This is a genomic window from Fredinandcohnia onubensis (assembly GCF_002734285.1).
GTDB lineage: Bacteria > Bacillota > Bacilli > Bacillales > Bacillaceae_L > Ferdinandcohnia > Ferdinandcohnia onubensis_A.
Window position 1 is genome coordinate 40039 of sequence record NZ_NSEA01000020.1, and the last position, 20237, is coordinate 60275.

The 20237-nt window shown below is 37.6% G+C and carries 17 protein-coding genes and 1 riboswitch; of the genes, 11 read left to right on the forward strand and 6 right to left on the reverse strand.

Features of this window, described 5'->3' with window-relative positions:
- Positions 1–140 precede the first annotated feature (140 nt).
- From rlmD to CKJ95_RS18800, 4 genes are all read left to right on the forward strand, one after another.
- Positions 141–1514, forward strand: coding sequence for a 23S rRNA (uracil(1939)-C(5))-methyltransferase RlmD (gene rlmD / locus CKJ95_RS18785; protein WP_099354982.1), 1374 nt, complete (start codon positions 141–143; stop codon positions 1512–1514).
- A 40-nt stretch (positions 1515–1554) separates the two neighbouring features.
- Positions 1555–1791: a hypothetical protein gene (locus tag CKJ95_RS18790; protein ID WP_099354983.1), complete on the forward strand. Its 237-nt coding sequence runs from the start codon at positions 1555–1557 to the stop codon at positions 1789–1791.
- 349 nt (positions 1792–2140) lie between these two features.
- Positions 2141–3580 carry an MFS transporter gene (locus tag CKJ95_RS18795; RefSeq protein WP_099354984.1) on the forward strand — a complete coding sequence of 480 codons (1440 nt, stop codon included), beginning with the start codon at positions 2141–2143 and terminating at the stop codon, positions 3578–3580.
- A gap of 61 nt (positions 3581–3641) precedes the next feature.
- Positions 3642–4829, forward strand: coding sequence for an amidohydrolase (locus tag CKJ95_RS18800; RefSeq protein ID WP_099354985.1), 1188 nt, complete (start codon positions 3642–3644; stop codon positions 4827–4829).
- 60 nt (positions 4830–4889) lie between these two features.
- Here CKJ95_RS18800 and CKJ95_RS18805 read toward each other — a convergent pair whose 3' ends face one another.
- Complete coding sequence (locus CKJ95_RS18805; RefSeq protein WP_099354986.1) at positions 4890–5861, reverse strand: DMT family transporter; 972 nt, start codon at positions 5859–5861, stop codon at positions 4890–4892.
- 146 nt (positions 5862–6007) lie between these two features.
- Here CKJ95_RS18805 and CKJ95_RS18810 point away from each other — a divergent pair, with 146 nt between their 5' ends.
- Positions 6008–6871, forward strand: a complete 864-nt coding sequence (locus tag CKJ95_RS18810; RefSeq protein WP_099354987.1) for a LysR family transcriptional regulator — start codon at positions 6008–6010, stop codon at positions 6869–6871.
- 67 nt (positions 6872–6938) lie between these two features.
- Here the strand turns inward: CKJ95_RS18810 and CKJ95_RS18815 are convergent, their stop codons facing one another.
- Complete coding sequence (locus CKJ95_RS18815) at positions 6939–7253, reverse strand: winged helix-turn-helix transcriptional regulator (RefSeq protein ID WP_099354988.1); 315 nt, start codon at positions 7251–7253, stop codon at positions 6939–6941.
- 193 nt (positions 7254–7446) lie between these two features.
- Between CKJ95_RS18815 and CKJ95_RS18820 the strand changes: the two genes are divergently transcribed.
- From CKJ95_RS18820 to CKJ95_RS18840, 5 genes are all read left to right on the forward strand, one after another.
- Positions 7447–8298, forward strand: a complete 852-nt coding sequence (locus CKJ95_RS18820) for a VOC family protein (protein ID WP_099354989.1) — start codon at positions 7447–7449, stop codon at positions 8296–8298.
- Positions 8299–8316: 18 nt separating this feature from the next.
- Entirely contained in the window at positions 8317–9378 is a 1062-nt protein-coding gene (locus CKJ95_RS18825) for an LLM class flavin-dependent oxidoreductase (protein ID WP_099354990.1), read from the forward strand.
- A gap of 256 nt (positions 9379–9634) precedes the next feature.
- Positions 9635–10210, forward strand: a complete 576-nt coding sequence (locus CKJ95_RS18830; RefSeq protein ID WP_099355017.1) for a TetR/AcrR family transcriptional regulator — start codon at positions 9635–9637, stop codon at positions 10208–10210.
- Positions 10211–10316: 106 nt separating this feature from the next.
- On the forward strand, positions 10317–12425 hold the full coding sequence (locus CKJ95_RS18835; RefSeq protein WP_099354991.1) for an MMPL family transporter: 2109 nt from the start codon (positions 10317–10319) through the stop codon (positions 12423–12425).
- Positions 12426–12566: 141 nt separating this feature from the next.
- Positions 12567–13487 carry a nuclease-related domain-containing protein gene (locus tag CKJ95_RS18840; RefSeq protein ID WP_099354992.1) on the forward strand — a complete coding sequence of 307 codons (921 nt, stop codon included), beginning with the start codon at positions 12567–12569 and terminating at the stop codon, positions 13485–13487.
- Positions 13488–14729: 1242 nt separating this feature from the next.
- Here the strand turns inward: CKJ95_RS18840 and CKJ95_RS18845 are convergent.
- From CKJ95_RS18845 to CKJ95_RS18860, 4 genes are read right to left on the reverse strand one after another with little or no spacing between them, the layout of a single operon-like run.
- A complete protein-coding gene (locus CKJ95_RS18845) occupies positions 14730–15803 on the reverse strand; it encodes an ABC transporter substrate-binding protein (protein WP_099354993.1) in 1074 nt (357 codons plus the stop codon).
- Positions 15800–16603, reverse strand: coding sequence for an ABC transporter permease (locus CKJ95_RS18850; RefSeq protein ID WP_099354994.1), 804 nt, complete (start codon positions 16601–16603; stop codon positions 15800–15802). Before CKJ95_RS18850 ends, CKJ95_RS18845 begins: the two co-directional genes overlap by 4 nt.
- Positions 16593–17411 carry an ABC transporter permease gene (locus CKJ95_RS18855; protein WP_099354995.1) on the reverse strand — a complete coding sequence of 273 codons (819 nt, stop codon included), beginning with the start codon at positions 17409–17411 and terminating at the stop codon, positions 16593–16595. The genes CKJ95_RS18850 and CKJ95_RS18855 overlap by 11 nt, the downstream gene beginning before the upstream one ends.
- Positions 17401–18510, reverse strand: a complete 1110-nt coding sequence (locus tag CKJ95_RS18860; protein WP_099354996.1) for an ABC transporter ATP-binding protein — start codon at positions 18508–18510, stop codon at positions 17401–17403. Before CKJ95_RS18860 ends, CKJ95_RS18855 begins: the two co-directional genes overlap by 11 nt.
- A 280-nt stretch (positions 18511–18790) precedes the next feature.
- Positions 18791–18876, forward strand: a riboswitch (cyclic di-GMP riboswitch).
- A gap of 162 nt (positions 18877–19038) precedes the next feature.
- Between CKJ95_RS18860 and CKJ95_RS18865 the strand changes: the two genes are divergently transcribed.
- Positions 19039–20229, forward strand: a complete 1191-nt coding sequence (locus tag CKJ95_RS18865; RefSeq protein WP_099354997.1) for a sensor domain-containing diguanylate cyclase — start codon at positions 19039–19041, stop codon at positions 20227–20229.
- Positions 20230–20237 lie beyond the last annotated feature (8 nt).

The window sequence follows — 20237 nt, forward strand, 5'->3', positions numbered from 1 at the left end:
ACGATGCTCAGCTTGAATACGTTTTGCTAACTACCACCCATTACTAATAACCCGAACCTATCCTCCACCGACATTGGCATAACCTCCCCCCGATATGTTACAATCAGTTCAGCATTTTGAACGCAAAGGAAGAAGACACAATGACAAAATTGAAACCGCCAGTTGAAAAAAATACATACTATGATGTCACATTTGAAGATCTTACCCATGATGGAGCGGGTGTGGCTAAAATTGAAGGCTTTCCAATCTTTGTTCCAAACGGTCTACCAGATGAGAAAGCAAAAATCAAAGTTACCAAGGTCAATAAAGGCTACGGCTTTGGCCGTCTAATAGAGCTTTACGAAAAAAGCCAATACCGCGTCGATGCCCCGTGTCCGATATATAAAGAATGCGGAGGCTGTCAGCTTCAACATCTCAGTTACGAAGGTCAGTTAGTTGCGAAACAAAAACAGGTTCAGGAAGTGTTAACACGCATCGGTAAGCTACAAAATATCAAGGTTCATCCTGTACTTGGAATGGAAAACCCATGGAGATATCGGAATAAGGCACAGGTTCCAGTAGCGGACCGAGAAGGCGGACTAGTTGCAGGGTTTTATCAACAGCGAAGTCATGAAATCATTGATATGGAAGCTTGTCTCATCCAGCAAGAGAAGAATGATCTGGTTGTACAAACAGTGAAGACAATCTGTGAGAAATATGGAATTCAAGCCTATGATGAGAAAAATAATAAAGGTACGCTTCGTCACATTATGGCACGTTATGGCTTGGTTTCTGGAGAAATTATGGTCGTACTTGTCACTAGAACGAGGGAGCTTCCACATAAGAATAAAATCATCTTAGAGATTACTGATAACCTACCAGGTGTTAAATCGATTGTACAAAACATTAACTCCAAACAGACGAATGTGATTTTTGGAAATGAAACAAATGTCCTTTGGGGTGAAGAATATATTTACGATAATATTGGTGATATCAGGTTTGCGATTTCAGCAAGGTCGTTTTATCAAGTTAACCCTGAACAAACAAAGGTACTGTATGATAAAGCGTTGGAGTATACAGGGTTAACAGGGGAAGAGACGGTTATTGATGCCTATTGTGGAATTGGAACCATTTCGTTGTTTTTAGCCCAGAAAGCAAAGAGAGTGTATGGAGTTGAAATTGTTCCTGAAGCGATTGAGGATGCGAAGCGAAACGCAGCCCTAAATCAGATCGATAATGCAGAATTTGCAGTTGGAGAGGCAGAGGTGGTCATCCCAAATTGGTATAAAGACGGAGTTAGAGCGGATGTCATTGTCGTTGACCCTCCTCGTAAGGGTTGTGATGAGGCGTTATTACAAACGATTTTAAAAATGAAGCCGAAGAAAGTTGTCTATGTTTCTTGTAATCCAGCAACTCTTGCAAGAGACCTTCGGATTTTAGAAGATGGTGGGTATGAAACAGCGGAGGTACAACCTGTAGATATGTTTCCGCACACTGTTCACTGTGAAGCAGTCGCAAAGCTAATTTTAAAATAAATGCTTAGTAAATAAACATGGAAGTGGGAGGACAAGGCTGATGGTAAAAGAAAAATTAAAAGCTAAAATTCTCGAAATTGTGGATAATCAGATTAACATCAATGACCCGAAGTGTACGAAAGAAACTTTGGAGCGATTGGTCAACTCAGGTTTCTCAGAAATAGAGTCTAAAGAAATGATCGGCAGAGTGCTTATTGAAGAAATGTACGAACTTTTGAAAAACCAAGTTCCTTTTAATGAAAAGCGTTATGCAGAAAAATTAAGTATGCTTCAGTAGGGTTCTGTCCCTGATAAAATGAAAGAAATTTTTCCGAAAGCCCCCATTAAACTATCTTGTTTATTGCGGGTTTTTTTTGATGCCAAGCTTCTTACCCGTCATAAACAATCTGTACTAATCGACCATTTTCGTAAAAACCCATTTTCAATCAATCGTTTGTTTAACGGATTACCTCAGTTATATCAACGACTTACCATTTCAAATAAACGTTTGTTTGAACGGAGTTGATCGCGTTGAGCAAGTAGAAATACGAACTGTACTAGTCGAAAATTTTTGGAATAAAGTATGGCTCAATTACAGCATGATGTCACTACGTAAGGGAACTATAGTATTAAAAGGGGGTCAATCAATGGAATCAGCGTATAAAGGTACAAACAAAATGATAATTGGAATTGTTTTTGGTGTAATTACATTTTGGTTATTTGCGCAAGCAATGGTCAATATAGTCCCTGCTGTACAAGAAGATTTAGGGATTTCACTTGGGACGCTGAACATCGCTATAAGTTTAACAGCTTTATTTTCAGGATTGTTTATCGTGGCTGCGGGTGGTCTAGCCGATAAAATAGGACGTAAAAAGATTGCCTATTTTGGATTTATTTTAAGTATTGCCGGCTCGCTTTGTCTGGTACTAGCTCAAGGCTCTGTATTGCTAATTATTGGACGTATTATTCAAGGTATATCGGCAGCATGTATTATGCCTTCAACAATTGCGTTAATGAAAGCTTATTTTGAAGGGGCAGAACGTCAACGTGCACTCAGTTTTTGGTCGATTGGCTCTTGGGGAGGATCAGGGGTTGCTTCTTTTGCAGGTGGAACAATCGCGACTTCATTAGGGTGGCGATGGATTTTCGTATTTTCGATTGTCTTTGCAATTGTCGGTATGTTTTTACTAAAGGATACACCAGAAAGCAAACAACCCTCTTCTGGTGCTTTTAAATTCGATTACGCTGGATTAGCGATCTTTATTGTAACGATGATTGCCCTGAATGTGTTTATTACATATGGAGCAGATATTGGATGGACAAGCCCGATTTCACTTGGTCTTATTGCTGTAACGATTATAGGTATACTGGTTTTTATTAAAGTAGAGAAGAGTAAGAAAATCGTTCTTATTGATTTTGACGTATTTAAAAATGCACCATATACAGGTGCTACTGTTTCGAACTTTTTACTCAATGCGATTGCTGGTACTTTAGTTGTTGCAAATACGTATGTGCAAGTAGGTAGAGGCTTTAACTCATTTCAATCAGGAATGTTGTCCCTCGGTTATTTAGTAGCAGTACTGGCAATGATTCGCGTTGGTGAAAAAATCCTACAAAGAGTAGGTGCAAAATCACCGATGATGTGGGGTGCCGCAATTACAACAGTTGGTGTAGGAATTATGGGTTTAACATTCTTACCAGACCTTGCTTATACGACTGTTGTGTTTATTGGATTTGCATTATTTGGACTAGGGCTGGGAATTTACGCCACGCCTTCAACAGATACTTCTGTATCGAATGCACCAGCGGAAAAAGTGGGCGAAGCAGCTGGTGTTTATAAAATGGCAAGTTCACTTGGCAGTGCATTTGGTGTTGCGATCTCAGCATCAGCTTACGCGGCAATAGCAGCAAATGGAAATCTTGAATTTGCAGCTACAGTGGGAATCATTGTTAACGTCATTTTCGGTGTTTTATCGATCCTATCGATCATTATTCTAGTACCAAAAGATGCAGGAAAAACTACTCAAGCAGTTAAACCAAAGAATGCGTCTAAAAAAAGAACAGCGAATGACCCTGTTACCGAATAAATATGTTTTGAAAAGCACTAAAACGTAGTGTTTTCATACATACGAAATGGAGTGCAAAATTATGAAAGATCAATTAATGGATATGTTAGAATCGCGAAAGGATGAAATCATTGAGATTCGCAGACATTTACATGAAAATCCTGAACTATCCTTTAAGGAAGAAAAAACCGCTCAGTATATTCTAGAGTTTTATAAAGGAAAAGATGTAGAGGTTCAATCCAATGTTGGGAATGGTTATGGAATTGTCGTGACAATAAAGGGCGGTAAATCAGGAAAAAACATTGGCCTGCGTGCAGACTTTGATGCGCTTCCTATTGTCGAAGAAACAGATGTACCGTTTAAATCAAAGACTGAAGGTGTGATGCATGCATGTGGTCATGATGGTCATACTGCATATTTGTTAGTATTAGCGGATTGTTTAATTCAATTAAAAAATGAAATACCGGGTACAATCAAGATTATCCACCAGCATGCCGAAGAGGTTCCACCGGGTGGGGCAAAAAGCATTGTAGAATCTGGTATTCTTGATGATTTAGATCATGTATTCGGCATCCATCTACTTCCATTAGGTCCGACAGGGACAGTAGGGTATCATGCAGGATATTCATTCAACGGAAGAGCGTATATGAAATTAAAAGTTCAAGGTAGGGGTGGACATGGCTCATCACCACATTTGGCAAATGATGCGATTGTGGCAGGGGCACATTTTGTAACAGCCGTTCAAACAATCATTAGCCGTCGATTAAGCCCGTTTGAAAATGGTGTTATTACGATAGGTTCATTTGATGGAAAAGGCACATTTAATGTTATCAAAGATAGCGTTGAGCTTGAAGGTGACATTCGTTATATGACGGATGAAACAAAGGAAAAAATAGAAAAAGAAGTGAAACGACTTGCTGGTGGACTTGAAGAAGAATTCGGAGTAACATGTGAGCTAACATACGAAACGGATTATCCGCCTCTATACAATGATCCTGAATTAACAGCAAAAGTTGCGGAGTATCTAAACAATGCAAATGACAAAGACATTAAAGAAGTGAAGGAGTTCCCGGCAATGGCACCATCTGAAGATTTTGCTTATTATGCGGAAAAATTTCCTTCTTGTTTCTTCTATATTGCATGTACGCCAAAGGGGGAAAAGGATCCTTATTTCAATCATCATCCTAAATTTGATATTGATGAAGATGCCCTCCTTGTCGCTGCAAAAGCAGTGGGAACTGTCGTTTGTGGATTTTATGAGTTAGATTAAGGTACTTATTCAAAACAAAGCCCATTCAACAAGTGGTATGTTGGATGGGCTTTAACCTATTTACGATAAAGGCATTTCTCTTAGTTTTGTACGAACCTGTTGAACTGATTTTTTCTTTTGTGACATTCTTAAATAGATATTGTTAGATAAAAGTGAAACGATGATTAAAATCGTACCAAGAAGATCGAACATCGTTACTTGATTACCTTGAAAAATCGAAATTAAGAGCGTTGTAACGGGAACAAAGTTAATGAACAGTAACCCGTTTAGCGGTGATAATATGCTCACACCAATATTCCAACCGAGTAATGCAATCACTCCAGGGAAAATGATCATAAATAATAAATGAGGGCTTACAGCCATCATATTTTCTACTGTTGGGACGGATAAATATCCGAACAAAGTTGCACCAAATGTAATTACAATAGCAGTAATTGTTCCAAGCAAACAACTTAAAGTTGAATAACGCAAAGCAGACCAACCGCTGAATTCACTACCGCCCATCGTGTAAATGACCCATCCAATCACGGCGATAAAGATTAGTATTGAAGGTATAAAGTCATCAGTTGCCCCAAGAAAAGCTTTAACATCACCTTTTGTAATTACCAGCATTGCGCCAATGAATGACACGATTACACATCCTAATGTGAATAGATGCGGGCGTTTCCTAAAAATCATCCATACAATTACAACGGAAATCATCGGCATTAGGGATTCCATAATGGATGCGACCATTACTCCGGAAGCTCCTAATAGATCTTCGCCCCAGAAGATAAAAAGGTTATAGACGGTGAAAGCCATCGTGCCGAAAAACCATAATTGAAGTCCTTTTCCCTCAAAGCGGAAAGCTTGTTTTCCTTCTTTCCATAATAAGATGGCCACCAAGATAATCGTTACAGCGCCATAACGAATGATTGTAAAATAAAAAGGATCAAGATGTTTAAATGCTGCATGAGCTACAGGAAACATTGCTCCCCATGATACTGCAGCAATAAAACATAAAATCGCTCCGAGTAGTACACTATTTTTCACTTTCCTCTACCTCTTTCAAAAAGTTACGATAATCATTATAATAAAACTGTTCGGGTATCCTGTAAAATGAATAAAAACAATGATTAATATCATTTTTATTGATATCATAGATATAGAGATAAATGTACGTACAGGAGGGGAAAACCGTGGAATTCAAAGACTTAGAGATTTTTCAGATGGTAGCAGAAAAAGGAACGATTACAGAAGTGGCAAAAGAGTTGAGCTACGTTCAATCCAATATTACCTCTCGTATCCAGAAGCTCGAGGCTGAGCTGAATACACCTTTGTTTAACCGACATCGTCGGGGGATGACATTGACACCTGAGGGGAAGAAACTATTAACTTATAGTAAAAAAATATTATTGTTAACAGACGAAATGAAAAAAGCTGTTCAAAATAAAAATGAGCCGTCTGGTAAGTTAGAAATTGGAACAGTTGAGACGGTCATTCATTTACCAAAAATATTATCTACCTATACTAAAAAATATAAAAATGTGGATCTGTCATTATTTACGGGTGTCACCGAAGATTTAGAGGAACGTGTGTTAAATCATAAGTTGGATGGAGCATTCGTTTCAGAATTAGACTTTCATCCTGACCTTGTGTCGCATGACGTATTGCAAGAGGAGCTTGTGTTAATATCGGATATTCGTACAACCTCATTAGAAGAGTCGAAAGAAGAGACCATTCTTTGCTTTAGTGAAGGCTGCGGATACCGAGCGAGATTTAAAGCATGGTATAAAGACCAAAATCTCACACCACGAAAAGTGATGGAATTTGGTACATTAGAAACGATTTTGCGTAGCGTAGTCGTTGGACTTGGTGTGGCATTCGTCCCGAAGTCAGCAGTTACCCATTTGGAGCAAAGTGGACTGATCAGATGTTATACCCTTCCAGATCAATACAGCAAAATCAAAACCGTTTTTATAAGAAGAGCCGATACGTACTTAACCTCAACGATGGAAAAGTTTATAGAAACCATCGAAACGAATAATCAAATAATAATATAAAAAAACAGGGTTGTTCTCACTAGTCAAGAAATGACTTGTGGGGCAACCCTTTATTATCTTCTTTGCCTTATTCAATTTTTACCCATTCTTGCGACCATTTTTCAATTTCCCTTAAAATGGGTTCGATACTTTGCCCTCTTTCTGTTAGTGAATACTCAATAATAACAGGCGTTTCCGGTATAACCTCACGTTTAACCAATCCTTGGTGCTCCAGGTCTTTTAAACGATCTGATAATACCTTTCCACTTATACCAATTGAAGATTGTATCTCATTAAACCTTTGTGGCCCTACTAATAATTGATAGATAACCAAAGCTGTCCATCTTTGACTTAATAGAGACATCGCTTTTTCAAATTTCGGGCAGATTGTAGGTTGTTTCATTTTTTTAAATGCACCTCTCTTAATCATCATTGTACTAAAATGAAAAATTAATTACAATTGGAAATTTAATTACTTGACAATAACTAATTATCTAAATAAACTTACTTACATAAAGTAACTTAATTTTAAATATGAAATGATATGTAAAAGGGAAAGTTATAAAAAAGAGTATGGATTATCAAGGAGGATAATGATGGGATATCACACAAAACCAACCACATTTGTGGGACATGTCAAAATAAAGGTTGAAAAGCTAGAACGTTCATTACAGTTTTATAAGGATATACTTGGATTTGATATTTTGGAACGATCAGACTCATCAGCAAAATTAACGACTAATGGAAAAACAAGTATTCTATCACTTGAACAACCTGAAAATGTTGTACCAAAGCAAGGAAGAACAACTGGACTCTATCATTTTGCTCTTCTTTTACCCACAAAAAAAGATTTGGCTAATATCGTTGTTCATCTAAGTGAAAAAGGAATTCGCTTTGGCTCTTCTGACCATCTAGTTAGTGAAGCTTTATATCTTAATGATCCTGATGGCAACCAAATTGAAATTTATATTGACCGTGATCCTTCTGAATGGGATTGGAAGGGTGAAGAAGTGGATATGGCTGTTGATCCGCTAGATTTTGAAAGATTATTAAAAAACATTGTACCAGGTAAGACATGGAAAGAGATGCCAGAGGAAACGCTAATGGGGCATATTCACTTACATGTAGCTGAGTTACAAAGGACCGAAGAGTTTTATGTGAAAGGACTTGGATTGGATGTTGTAAATCGTTACGGTACACAGGCTTTATTCCTTTCGTCCGGAAAGTACCACCACCATATTGGGGTTAATACATGGAATGGAGTAGGGGCACCCAAGCCACCTAAAAATGGTGTTGGGCTTGAATCATATACACTCATTTTGCCAACTGAAGAAGCCCGTGATGGAATCGTTGATAATTTGAAAAAGATTGGTGCAGATGTGGTCGAAGAGAACAATACGGTTATCACGTTTGATCCTTCTGGAAATCAAATTGAGCTAGCTATCTAGTGAAGGGAGGATATCTTAATGACTCAAGACAAGAAAAGTGATTTTGAAATTGGGATTTATACTCTTGCTGATATTGGGCCAGATCCCCTTACCGGTAAGACCATTACCGCTAAAGAAAGAGTGAAAGAAATTATACAAGCTGCAAAACTTGCGGATGAGGCAGGACTTGATGTTTTTGGAATAGGAGAACATCATCGTCTAGACTATGCTTCTTCATCTCCTGCGGTTATATTGGCTGCTATTGCACAAGGCACTAAACAAATTAGATTAACGAGTACAACGAGTGTATTAAGTACGCTTGATCCTGTTCGACTATTTGAGGATTTTGCCACATTGGACTTACTTTCGGATGGTCGTGCAGAAATACTGGCCGGTAGAGGAGCCTTTATCGAATCATTTCCTCTTTTCGGTTATAGCACAAATGATTATGATGAGTTGTTTGAAGAACATATGGACTTATTATTACAACTAACTCAAAGTGAGACTGTCACTTGGTCGGGAAAGTTTCGTTCTTCTTTAAGGAATGCTGAAATTTCCCCAAGACCAGTGCAGGAAAATCTACCGGTTTGGATTGGAGTGGGTGGTACACCTGAAAGTGCTGTTCGTGCTGGAAGATTTGGGGTGGGGATGGCTTTAGCAATTTTAGGAGGTCATCCAAAACGATTTAAGCCACTTGTCGATCTTTATCGTCAAGCAGGAGTAGAGGCTGGACATAACCCTCATGACTTGAAGGTTGGTGTAACAGGCCATGCGTATCTAGCTGAAACAACTCAGCAAGCAAAGGATGAGTTTTACCCTTATTACTCCAATTACTGGGAATATGTAAACCGTCAGCGTGGAATGGGAACAAGGATGTCAAGGAATGACTTTGAACATATGGCTAGTCCAGACACAGCTTTGTTCGTAGGAAGTCCACAGCAAGTCGCTGAAAAAATCCTCACACAATACGAGCTCTTTGGGCACAAACGATTTCTTGCCCAGTTAGATATAGGTGGACAACCTTTTAAAAATGTAGCAAAAGGGATTGAATTGTTAGCAACGGAGGTTGCTCCAATCGTTGTAAGAGAAACAAGTAAGTAATGGATACGAAACAATCTGTACTAATCGGCTATTTTCGAGAAAACCCATTTTCAAACAATCGTTTGTTTAATGGGTTTTTCCTTTTGTATCAATAACTTGCGAATTCAATTAAACGTTTGTTTGAATGTATTTCGTATTGTTGAGCAGGTTAAAAGGTGGGCTGTACTAGTCCATTATTAATAGTAATGTGTCAATTCGAAGTCAACTCTTTCTCTTTCCTAATATCTTGTTCTATAATGGTGGTGGGGTGAAAGACATGGCGCGTGAACGTAAATTTACAACTGAGGAATTATATAGGACAACTGAGGAACTACTTCTAACACATCATTATGAAGGGTTCCAGTTTAGTTTGGTTGCGGATCATTTGCATGTTTCTCGAGGAGCAATCTATAAGTACTTTGAAAACAAGGAAGAATTGATTACGGAATATATGCTTTTTAAAATGGAGCAATTTCTCCATGAGCTAAAGGAAATTAATTCAATTGAAGGCTTTCATGCTCAATTTGATTTTCTTCTAAACCTCATGTTTAAGAATCCGGAACTTTATCAACTTATAGAAATTGGGAAGCGTGTTCCGGTCCATATAAATGAAAAGGTAAAAGAAAACAAGGAAAAACTTGGAAACTACCACATTGAGATGTACCGTTGTGTGCAGGGCTTAATTGAATCGGGTAAAAGGGAACAACAATTGAATCCGAATATCCCTGACCCTGTCGTTTTAGGTTATATTTTTCAATCAGTCGCGATTCCAAATCATTTTGGCATTCCTCATGATAAGTGGGTTCAGTCGATTAAAGAAATGATTTGTCACGGAATCGTCAAAGACTTATAATTGACACGGGTGTCACTTTAAAAGATAATTATCGTGACAACAGTGTCAATTTTTTTTGAGGAAAGTGACACGAGTGTTACTTTTGAAAGAAGAGGTGGGATAAAATTTGAAAAACATGTTACAAGCCATTACAGATAGAGTCACCACAAAAAAAGGAATGTGGATTACATTAGTAACTTGGCTTATTATCACGATATTATTAGCAGTTTTTGCGCCAAACGCAAAGGATTATGAGGTCTCGAGGATTGACTCACTTCCTGATGATGCACAGTCGGTAATTGCCCAAAGTAAGGTGGATGAGTATTTCAAGGATAGTAATGGGACTCCAGCAATCTTGGTCTTTCAATCAAATGAAGAACAATTCTCATTTCAAGATCTTGTAGATGTATCTAGCCAAATTCAGAATGCGGAAATTCCTGGGGTAGAGCAGGTAGTTCCTTTATCAACCTTACCACCGCAGGCTGCTGCAGGATTCTTTTCAGAAGATCAATCAACTGCTATCCTCCCAATCATGTTTGATTCATCGTTAGAAACAACAGAAATCCGCGATTCCAAGGATGAGATTTTAAAGGTTGTTGAAGATAACTCAGATTTAACTTTGTATGTAACGGGTCCAGCGGGAATTGCAACAGATTCACTGGATTTATTTTCAAGGGCAGATCTAGTGTTAATACTCTCTACGGTAGGGTTAATCCTTATCTTATTAATTGTGATTTATCGTTCACCATTGTTAGCATTAATACCGTTATTAGCAGCAGTTTTTGTCTATGAAGTAACTATGCAATCATTAGGTATACTAGGAAAAGCTGGTTTACAATTAAGCAATCAGACAATCTCGATTATGTCGATTCTTTTATTTGCGGCTGTTATTGATTATTCGTTATTTGTATTCTCTCGATTTCGTGAGGAGCTTAAGAATTATGAAAATAAATATGATGCGATGAGAGCTGCCATGAAAGAGGTAGGCATGCCTGTCTTTTTCTCAGGTGGGACTGTATTAGCAGCGATGCTAGTCTTATTCTTCGCAGACCTTGGGGATTATCGTAACTTTGCACCAACCTTCGGCACAACAATGGTGATCATCATGATTGCATCTGTTACACTCGTGCCAGCACTATTTACACTTTTCGGTAGAAAGTCATTCTGGCCAAAAGTACCAAAAGTAGGTGAAGCGAAAGTAAAAGATAACTCCATCTGGAGCAAAATCGGAAGAATGGTTGTTAAAAAACCAGGTTTGTATGTCGCAATTGTAGGGATTTTTCTTCTTATTTCTGCAGCCAATATGTTTAACTTAAATTACGAATTCGATACGATGAAGTCATTTCCAGAGGATATGCCATCACGACAAGGATATGAACTCATCGAGGAGAAATTTGCAAAAGGTGAGCTTGCACCTTCAACAGTCTTGTTTGAAGGGAAAGAGGCTGTTACAAAGGAAGAGCAGGATGCACTACGCGATGAATTACTAGCTCAAAATCTTGTAAGTGAAGTTAGAATCAACGGAACTGCTGAAGAAAATCGGGTTCTAAACTTCTCTTTAACGTTTGAGGAAGGACCATATGATATTAAAACAATTGACGCAATGGAGAAGATGATTTCGAACTCTGAAACAATTTTGACAGATGCAAATATAGATGGGGAACTCTACTTTGCAGGTGAAACGGCAACTAAAGTGGATGATCGATCAACAAATAATCGAGATGTTATTTTGATCGTCATACTTGAAACGATTTTAATTTTTGCTATGCTAATTGTCCTTACAAAATCATTTAAAATGCCAATTTATATGATGGGTACAATCTTAGTTTCATTTTTAGCAGCATTAGGATTAGGTATGTTTTTAACAAACTTATTCTTTGATATCGACACGATCGCGAATCGTGTTCCATTGTACGCATTTGTGTTCCTAGTTGCACTTGGAATTGATTATAATATTATGCTTATCTCAAGATTCCAGGAAGAAAGAAGAAACCATTCAGTAAAAGAAGCGGTACAAATTGCTGTCGCAAAAACAGGCGGAGTCATCTCATCTGCTGGTGTCATTTTAGCTGCCACATTTGCGGTTCTCATGACACAGCCGGTTCAATTATTATTTGTCTTCGGCTTTATTGTAGCAGTAGGAATTTTGTTAGACACATTCTTAATCCGCGGAGTATTGTTACCTGGGTTAATTGTACTTTTAGAGAAGGATAAGGCGGTAAGTAAAGAAAATTAGTGATAGAAAAGGGCCTGTATCGTTTTTGATACAGGCCTTTGTAAATAGTATATGGTATCGCACACTCGAAAAGGTGGTTGACAAGATTTTTGAATTATGAAACTATTAAATTGAAAAAATTTAGAAAAGGAAGGCTAAAAGATGATACTTAAAGCAAGAAAGATTCCTCTTCACCTTCAAATACGGCGATTCTTAAAGCCCCGAATCGTGTTTACTGATGGGCAATTAAAAAAGTTACTAACTGACGAAAAAGGTTTCGAAGGCGAATGCAATTTCGATGAACTAATAGCTAAATCCCCTGCATCCACCTATCTTCAACTCAATGACCTCCTCCTTGAATGGCGAAACGCAACTTTTCAAATTGACTCACTCCTAATATGTCCATACAAAATTTATCTTTTCGAAGTTAAAAACTTTGAAGGAGAATTTTATATTGAGGGTAACCGATGGTACTTTTCGTCTGGTTATGAAATAAAGAACCCAATTCCTCAACTTGAGCGCTCTGAAGCTCTTCTAAGACCACTCATGCAATCATTAGGTATTAATCTTCCCATTGAAGCGAATATCATTTTTGTTAATCCCGACTTTACTCTATTTCAGGCAGATAGACACCTTCCAATCATCCTACCCACTCAAATTAATTCTCTGTTAAAGAAGTTAGGTTCGGTTTCTATGAAGACTAGTGGATCTTTAATAGGTTCGGCAAAAGAACTAGCCTTACTTCACAGTGAAACTTCTCCATTCAATGATAGGCTTATCCCTGAATATACCTATGAATCTGTGAAAAAGGGAATCGCTTGCGTTGATTGTGGGTCACTATCGGTTCGTTTGAATGGAAGATGCCTAATGTGTGAGAGATGCGAGGCAAAGGAAGATTTACATATAGGTATTATAAGAACACTTGAAGAATATAGAGTGCTCTTTCCAAATAGGTTACTAACCGTTTCTGAGGCCAATGATTGGTGTGGGCTTGATATAAATAGACTTAGAATGCAGAAAATATTGAAGGAGCATCTTGTAATGGTTGAGGGAGGAAAATCAACGTATTACCGTTTTAAGTAAAGTAGTAGTGGAATTCCGCTACCGTATTATTTTTAAGCGAGAAGGATAAAAAAAGCATTCGTAAATATGGGGTACGAATGCTTTTTTGAGGATAGGCTAGAAAAATGCATTCGCAAGATCCAGGAAAAGGAAAAAGTCACTTTAGAATAGGTATTATTTGTAATTAAATTCCACTTCCGAATGGTTTTAAAGCGAAAATGCTTAAAAAGCATACGGAAGTATGGGATGCGAATGCTTTTTGCGGATAGATGACAGAAAGCCATTCGCAAAATCCAATAAAAGGAAAAAGTCACTTTGGATTCGGTTGGAATTGTAATTAAATTCCACTTCTGTATACTTTTAAAGCGAAAATGATAAAAAAGCATACGCAAATCAGGAATACGAATGCTTTTTTGAGGATAGATAACAGAAAACCATTCACAAGATCCAATAAAAGGAAAAGGTCACTTTAGAATCGATCGGTATTGTAATTAAGTTCCACTTCCGTATGGTTTTAAAGCGAAAATGATAAAAAAGCATACGTAAATCAGGAATACGAATGCTTTTTTGAGGATGGGCAACACAAAACCATTCGCAAAATCCAATAAAAGGAAAAGGTAACTTTAGAATCGGAATTAATTGTAATTAAATTCCACTTCTGTATGCTTTTAAAGCGAAAATGATAAAAAAGCATACGCAAATCAGGAATACGAATGCTTTTTTGAGGAAGGGTGAAACAAAATCATTCGTAAAATCCAATAAAAGGGAATAAGTCACTTTAGAATCGATTGGAATTGTAATTAAGTTCCACTTCCGTATGGTTTTAAAGCGAAAATGATAAAAAAGCATACGCAAATCAGGAATACGAATGCCTTTTTGAGGATAGATAACAGAAAACCATTCGCAAGATCCAATAAAAGGAAAAAGTCACTTTAGAATCGATTAGAACTGTAATTAAATTCCACTTCCGTATCGTTTTTAAGCGAGAAGCACAAAAAGGCATACGCAAAAAGGGGATACGAATGCTTTTTTGAGGATTGGCAACACAAAACCATTCGCAACATCCAACAAAAGGAAAAAACTGCTCAACGTAAAAAAAGGCCCGTATCGGTTATGATACGGACCTTGTAGCCAATCGCTCCTGAAGGCAAAACACACCTTCTTTCAGTGTTGTTCTTACCACGACAGGACGGCTAGGGATGCCGGAGTTAGGCACAATAACGCCTGTCTTCAGTTGAATTAAGGGCACCTTGAGCTTTACTGTTAGTTCTGGCCCATCTTAAATTCTAGGAAAAGCTGGTTATAAATGGCGAGGTTCTTTTTCCCTAGGTTTTCATACACCTCAAGCTTTTCGGTTAGCTCCGGAGATGGATAGAAACGCTCATCTGACACCATATCTTCAGGCATATATTGAAGAGCCTCTTTGTTTGGAGTGGAGTAGCTGACGTATTCTGTGTTTTGCGCTGCTACTTCCGCATCCAACATAAAATTAATAAACTGATGTGCGCCATCAACATTTTTGGCTGTCTTCGGAATGACCATATTATCAAACCAGAGGTTAGAGCCTTCGCTTGGCACCACATAGTTTAAATCCTCATTTTCCCACATGATATCGGCTGCATCACCAGACCAAACAATTCCAATTGCAGCCTCGCGATTTTGAATAAGTACTTTTCCCTCGTCGCCAACTATGGCTTTTACATTAGGTGTAAGCTTAATCAGTTTTTCCTTTGCTTCGATTAAGTGGTCAAGATTGGTATCATTCAAAGAATAACCAAGAGAGTTAAGCCCCATTCCAATGATTTCTCTAGCGCCATCAACCAAGATGATTTCATTTTTTAGGGAAGGATCCCAGAGATCGTTCCAACTTGTAAATTCTCTTCCATCAAGCATAGTTGGATTATAGACAATGCCAACTGTTCCCCAAAAATAGGGGACAGAGTATTGATTACCTGGATCAAAAGGAAGATCCATAAATCGTTCATCAATGTTTTTTAAATTTGATAGTTTTGAATGGTCAAGAGGGATGAGTAGGTCCTCTTGGCGCATTTTATCAATCATATATTCAGATGGAACTGCGATATCGTAGGTGGTTCCACCTTGTTCGATTTTTGTCATCATCGCTTCATTCGAGTCGAAGGTTTCATAAATAACCTTGATTCCAGTTTCTTCTTCAAAACGACCGATCAGTTCTTCGTCAATATAGTCGCCCCAGTTGTAAATCGTTAAGGTGTTCCCACCAGCGAGACCCTGAGATGAATTTAAATGGTGGATAAGGTAGAGTAACCCACCTGATACTAGTGCAATTGCGATAAAGGCACGGATGAGTTTCGTCATTTTCGAACCCCCAATCCACGTGTGTTTCCTCGTTGTGCGATAAAGTAATAACCGACAACAAGCAGCATTGTAAAGATAAAGAGTAGAGTTGACAATGCATTAATATTTAACGAGATTCCGCGCCGTGCAAGGGAGTAGATTTCAACAGATAGGGTTGAGAATCCATTTCCTGTTACGAAAAATGTAACAGCGAAATCATCGAAGGAATACGTAAGGGCCATGAAAAATCCAGCAAAGATTCCAGGTGTGATGTAAGGAATAATTACCTTTGTTAGAACCTGCCAGTGGCTTGCTCCAAGATCTTTCGCTGCATCAATTAGAGAAGGACTCATCTCTTTTAATTTTGGCAGTACCATAAGTACAACGATTGGAATACTGAAGGCAATATGTGAGAGTAGCACAGAATAAAAACCTAATTTAATTCCAGCCATTGTTAATAAAATCAAAAAGGAAGCACCGATAATGACATCAGGACTTACAATCAAGACGTTATTTAAAGATAGTAAAGTATTTTGAGTCCGTCTTTGTTTAATAGAATGAATCCAAATGGCTCCGAGCACACCAATAATGGTTGAAACAAGAGCTGAAAGCAAGGCAATCACAATTGTATTTAACACGATGATTAGAAGCCTAGTATCCCCGAATAGCTCCTTATACCAATCCAAGGTAAAGCCCTCAAAATTGCTCATCGTGCCACCACTATTGAATGAGTAATACACGAGATAGAAAATCGGTGCATATAAAATGAAGAAAATAATAAATAGATACGCCTTAGAAGAAATAGCCAGTTTATCTCTCATTTTTAGCACCTCGTTTCTTGCGGTTTCCTGTTGCGACCATAATTAATACCATAAAAATAATCAGGAAGACAGCTATTGTAGAACCCATGCCCCAATCCTGAGTGACTAGAAACTGCTGTTCAATAGCAGTACCAAGTGTAATCACTTTGTTTCCTGCAATTAGTCGTGTCAGCATGAATAGTGATAGAGCAGGAATAAATACAACCTGACAGCCTGATTTTACCCCTTGAATCGTAAGTGGAAAAATTACACGACGAAACGTAGTCCATTTAGATGCCCCAAGGTCGCGAGAAGCATCTAGCAGACTAGGATTCAATTCATTTAGTGAGTTGAAGATGGGTAAAATCATAAACGGAATAAAAATATAAACAGATACAAACACAAAGCTAAAATCTGTAAATAATAATTGTTTAGAGCCAATACCAAACACTTCAAGAATAGCGTTTGCTGTTCCATACGTTCCAAAAATCCCGATAAAAGCATAGGCTTTTAAGAGTAGATTAATCCAAGATGGAGCAATGATTAATAATAACCAAAGATGTTTATGCTTTGTTCTTGTAATTAGATATGCTGTAGGATATGCAACCAATAGAGTTACAGCTGTAATTAAGAACGCATACCAAAAAGAACTTAGCGTCATTTTTAAGTAAACGGGTGTAAAAAATGTTTTATAGTTTACTAAAGATAAATTTCCCTCAATATCAAAAAAAGAATAATAGAGAACAAGTGTAACTGGAGCGATAACAAATATGAGAATCCATAAAGCATAAGGAATAAAAACAAGATTACGGGATACCTTATTTTCCATGGCTTTCCCCGTCCACATATGCCTCTAAGCGACGATCATATTCTTCTTCTGTTTCACCAAGACGCATAACATGGATTGCCTCTGGGTCAAAATAAAGTCCAATTTCTTCGCCAACTTTAGCCTTCTTTGTTGAATGCACAAGCCACTCGTTTCCATCCTTATCCAAACCACAAATTTCATAGTGTACCCCTCTAAATAACTGGGAATCCACTACAACTTGTAGTTTGCCTTTTTCAACAGAAGTAATTTCTAAATCTTCTGGACGGATGACAATTTCGACTAATTCATTGTCTGAAAAACCTTGGTCAACGCAGTCAAATGTTTTACCAACGAATTCAACGAGAAAGTCTCGATGCATTTTTCCTTTTACGATATTAGATTCACCGATAAAATCAGCAACAAAACGATTGATTGGTTCATCATATATATCAATAGGGGTGCCACTTTGTTGAATTTTTCCTTCATTAAGTACAAATATCTCATCAGACATGGCAAGAGCTTCCTCTTGGTCGTGTGTAACGAAGATAAAAGTAATACCAAGACGCTTCTGAAGGTCGCGAAGCTCGTATTGCATTTCGGTACGAAGCTTCAAATCAAGAGCGGATAAAGGCTCATCCAACAATATAATCTCAGGTTCATTAACAATTGCACGTGCAATTGCAACACGTTGTCTCTGACCACCAGACATTTCTTGAATTTCACGATTTTCATAGCCTGCAAGATTGACGAAGCTTAAAGCTTCTTTTACCTTTTTATCTATTTCAGATTGCTTTAATTTCTTTATACGTAACCCAAAAGCAATATTTTCAAATACATTAAGATGTGGGAATAGGGCGTAATCTTGAAACACTGTATTTACTTGACGTTTATTGGCAGGTGTCGTATTTACTTTTTTACCATTAAAATAAACCTCGCCACTTGATGGTTCAATAAATCCTGCAATCAACCGTAGTATTGTAGTTTTTCCACAACCAGAAGGACCGAGAAGGGTATAAAACTTTCCTCTTTCTATTTCAAAGCTAACATTGTTGAGAACAGCTGGATCATTGTCATACTGTTTTGTGACATTTTTAAATTGGATAATAGGTATACTGTTCATAGCAACCCCCTTCTTTCTATTAATAGAAGATAAGATTCATAACGCAATCCGGCATAATTATACACGAATCGGCAAAAAATTCAATAATAATTATATTGTCAAGTCAGAAATGTATGGAAAACTATTTTTTATTGGAATAAAAGACATGTATAGGACATTCCGATTAGGAAAAATTTCACATTTTTAGTAAAAGGTTATATCGATTTCATTGACCAAAGAGGAAAATAGAAATATAATTATAGTACAATTTAAAATACTCTTTCTTTAATGAGTTAATTGAATAAAGTGAGGGCAAATTCATTGAAAGATGAAGACGCAAAACTATAGGGGCTAAAGTCCAAATGGACATGCCAGCCAGTTACCGAGTACAGCTCGTATCGAAAGAACGCAGATTAATCGGTATATGATTAGTCTTTTTTTTATACAAATTTATCAACAATACGTTACTACTATATTACTAGATTTTTGGAATTGGAACTGTTCAAACGACTTTTGGAACATCCTCTAAAAAAATTTGGAAGTGATTACATGGAGAAAACAATCCAGAATCTTAACATACTTAAAAAACTAAGCGAATTAATTGAGAAGATTGGTTCCGAGAAGACTCTGATTTCTGACGAGGTTCGTACTTTGTTTAATCTAACATGTCAGGAAAAAGAAGAACAAGAGATTACCAGTACGCTTTTAACACAGCTCCAAGAAATAAACGAACAAATGGAAAACATGCATTGGATGAATAAGCATTACCGAATCCTACATGATTTTGCTCAAGTCTGCAGTAAAACATTAAATGAATCCGTTCTTCTCCAAAAGTCATATGAGATGGTATCACGTGTTATGCCAACTGATGCATTTTACATTGCATTGCATAATCCTGGTGACAAACATATTCATTTAGTCTTTATTATGGATAATGGCGAACCAGCTCCTCCAAGTATCGTTGACTTTGGCGAAAATTACACATCAAAGGTCATCAAAACAAGGGAAATCGTCCACCTCAAACATCAAAACCAGAACATAGAATATGATACGAAAATGGGTGAAGGGGACGCAGACACAAGCTCCTGTCTTTTCGTACCTGTTGTCATTGATGACCAGGTCAAAGGTGTCATCTCAACTCAGAGCTTTAAAGACTTTGCTTACCGGAAAGAGCATGAAGAACTTTTGCAAATGATCGGTGCGCAAGTGATTAATTCGATTGAAACAGCCCGATTATATGAAAAAATTTACACGATGTCTCGTACGGATGAATTAACAGGTTTAAAAAACCACCGTGCCTTCCATGAGGATTTGGCTAAATTAATCAAAAATGAGAACGATGAAATAACGGTTCTGATGATTGATTCTGATGATTTAAAACAGGTCAATGATCGCTTTGGGCATGATGCTGGTGATTTATATTTACAAGTACTAGCAGACGGAATGAAAACGGTATGTAATGATAAGCTTGAGGGTTATCGTTATGCCGGAGATGAGTTCATGATTCTTATTAAAAATAGCAGCGACACGTGTGTAAAGGAAATTTACGCGACTTTAAATGAGTATTACAATGAAAACCCAATCATCATCGAGAATGAAGAAATCATTGTTTCTATCAGTGTAGGTGTCGGGATATATCCACACCATGGAACGACCGTTGATTCTTTGAAAAAAGCAGCAGACCAAGCGCTATATGCTGCAAAAGAAAGTGGAAAAAAACGCATCGTAGTTGCGAAATAAAAAAGCTC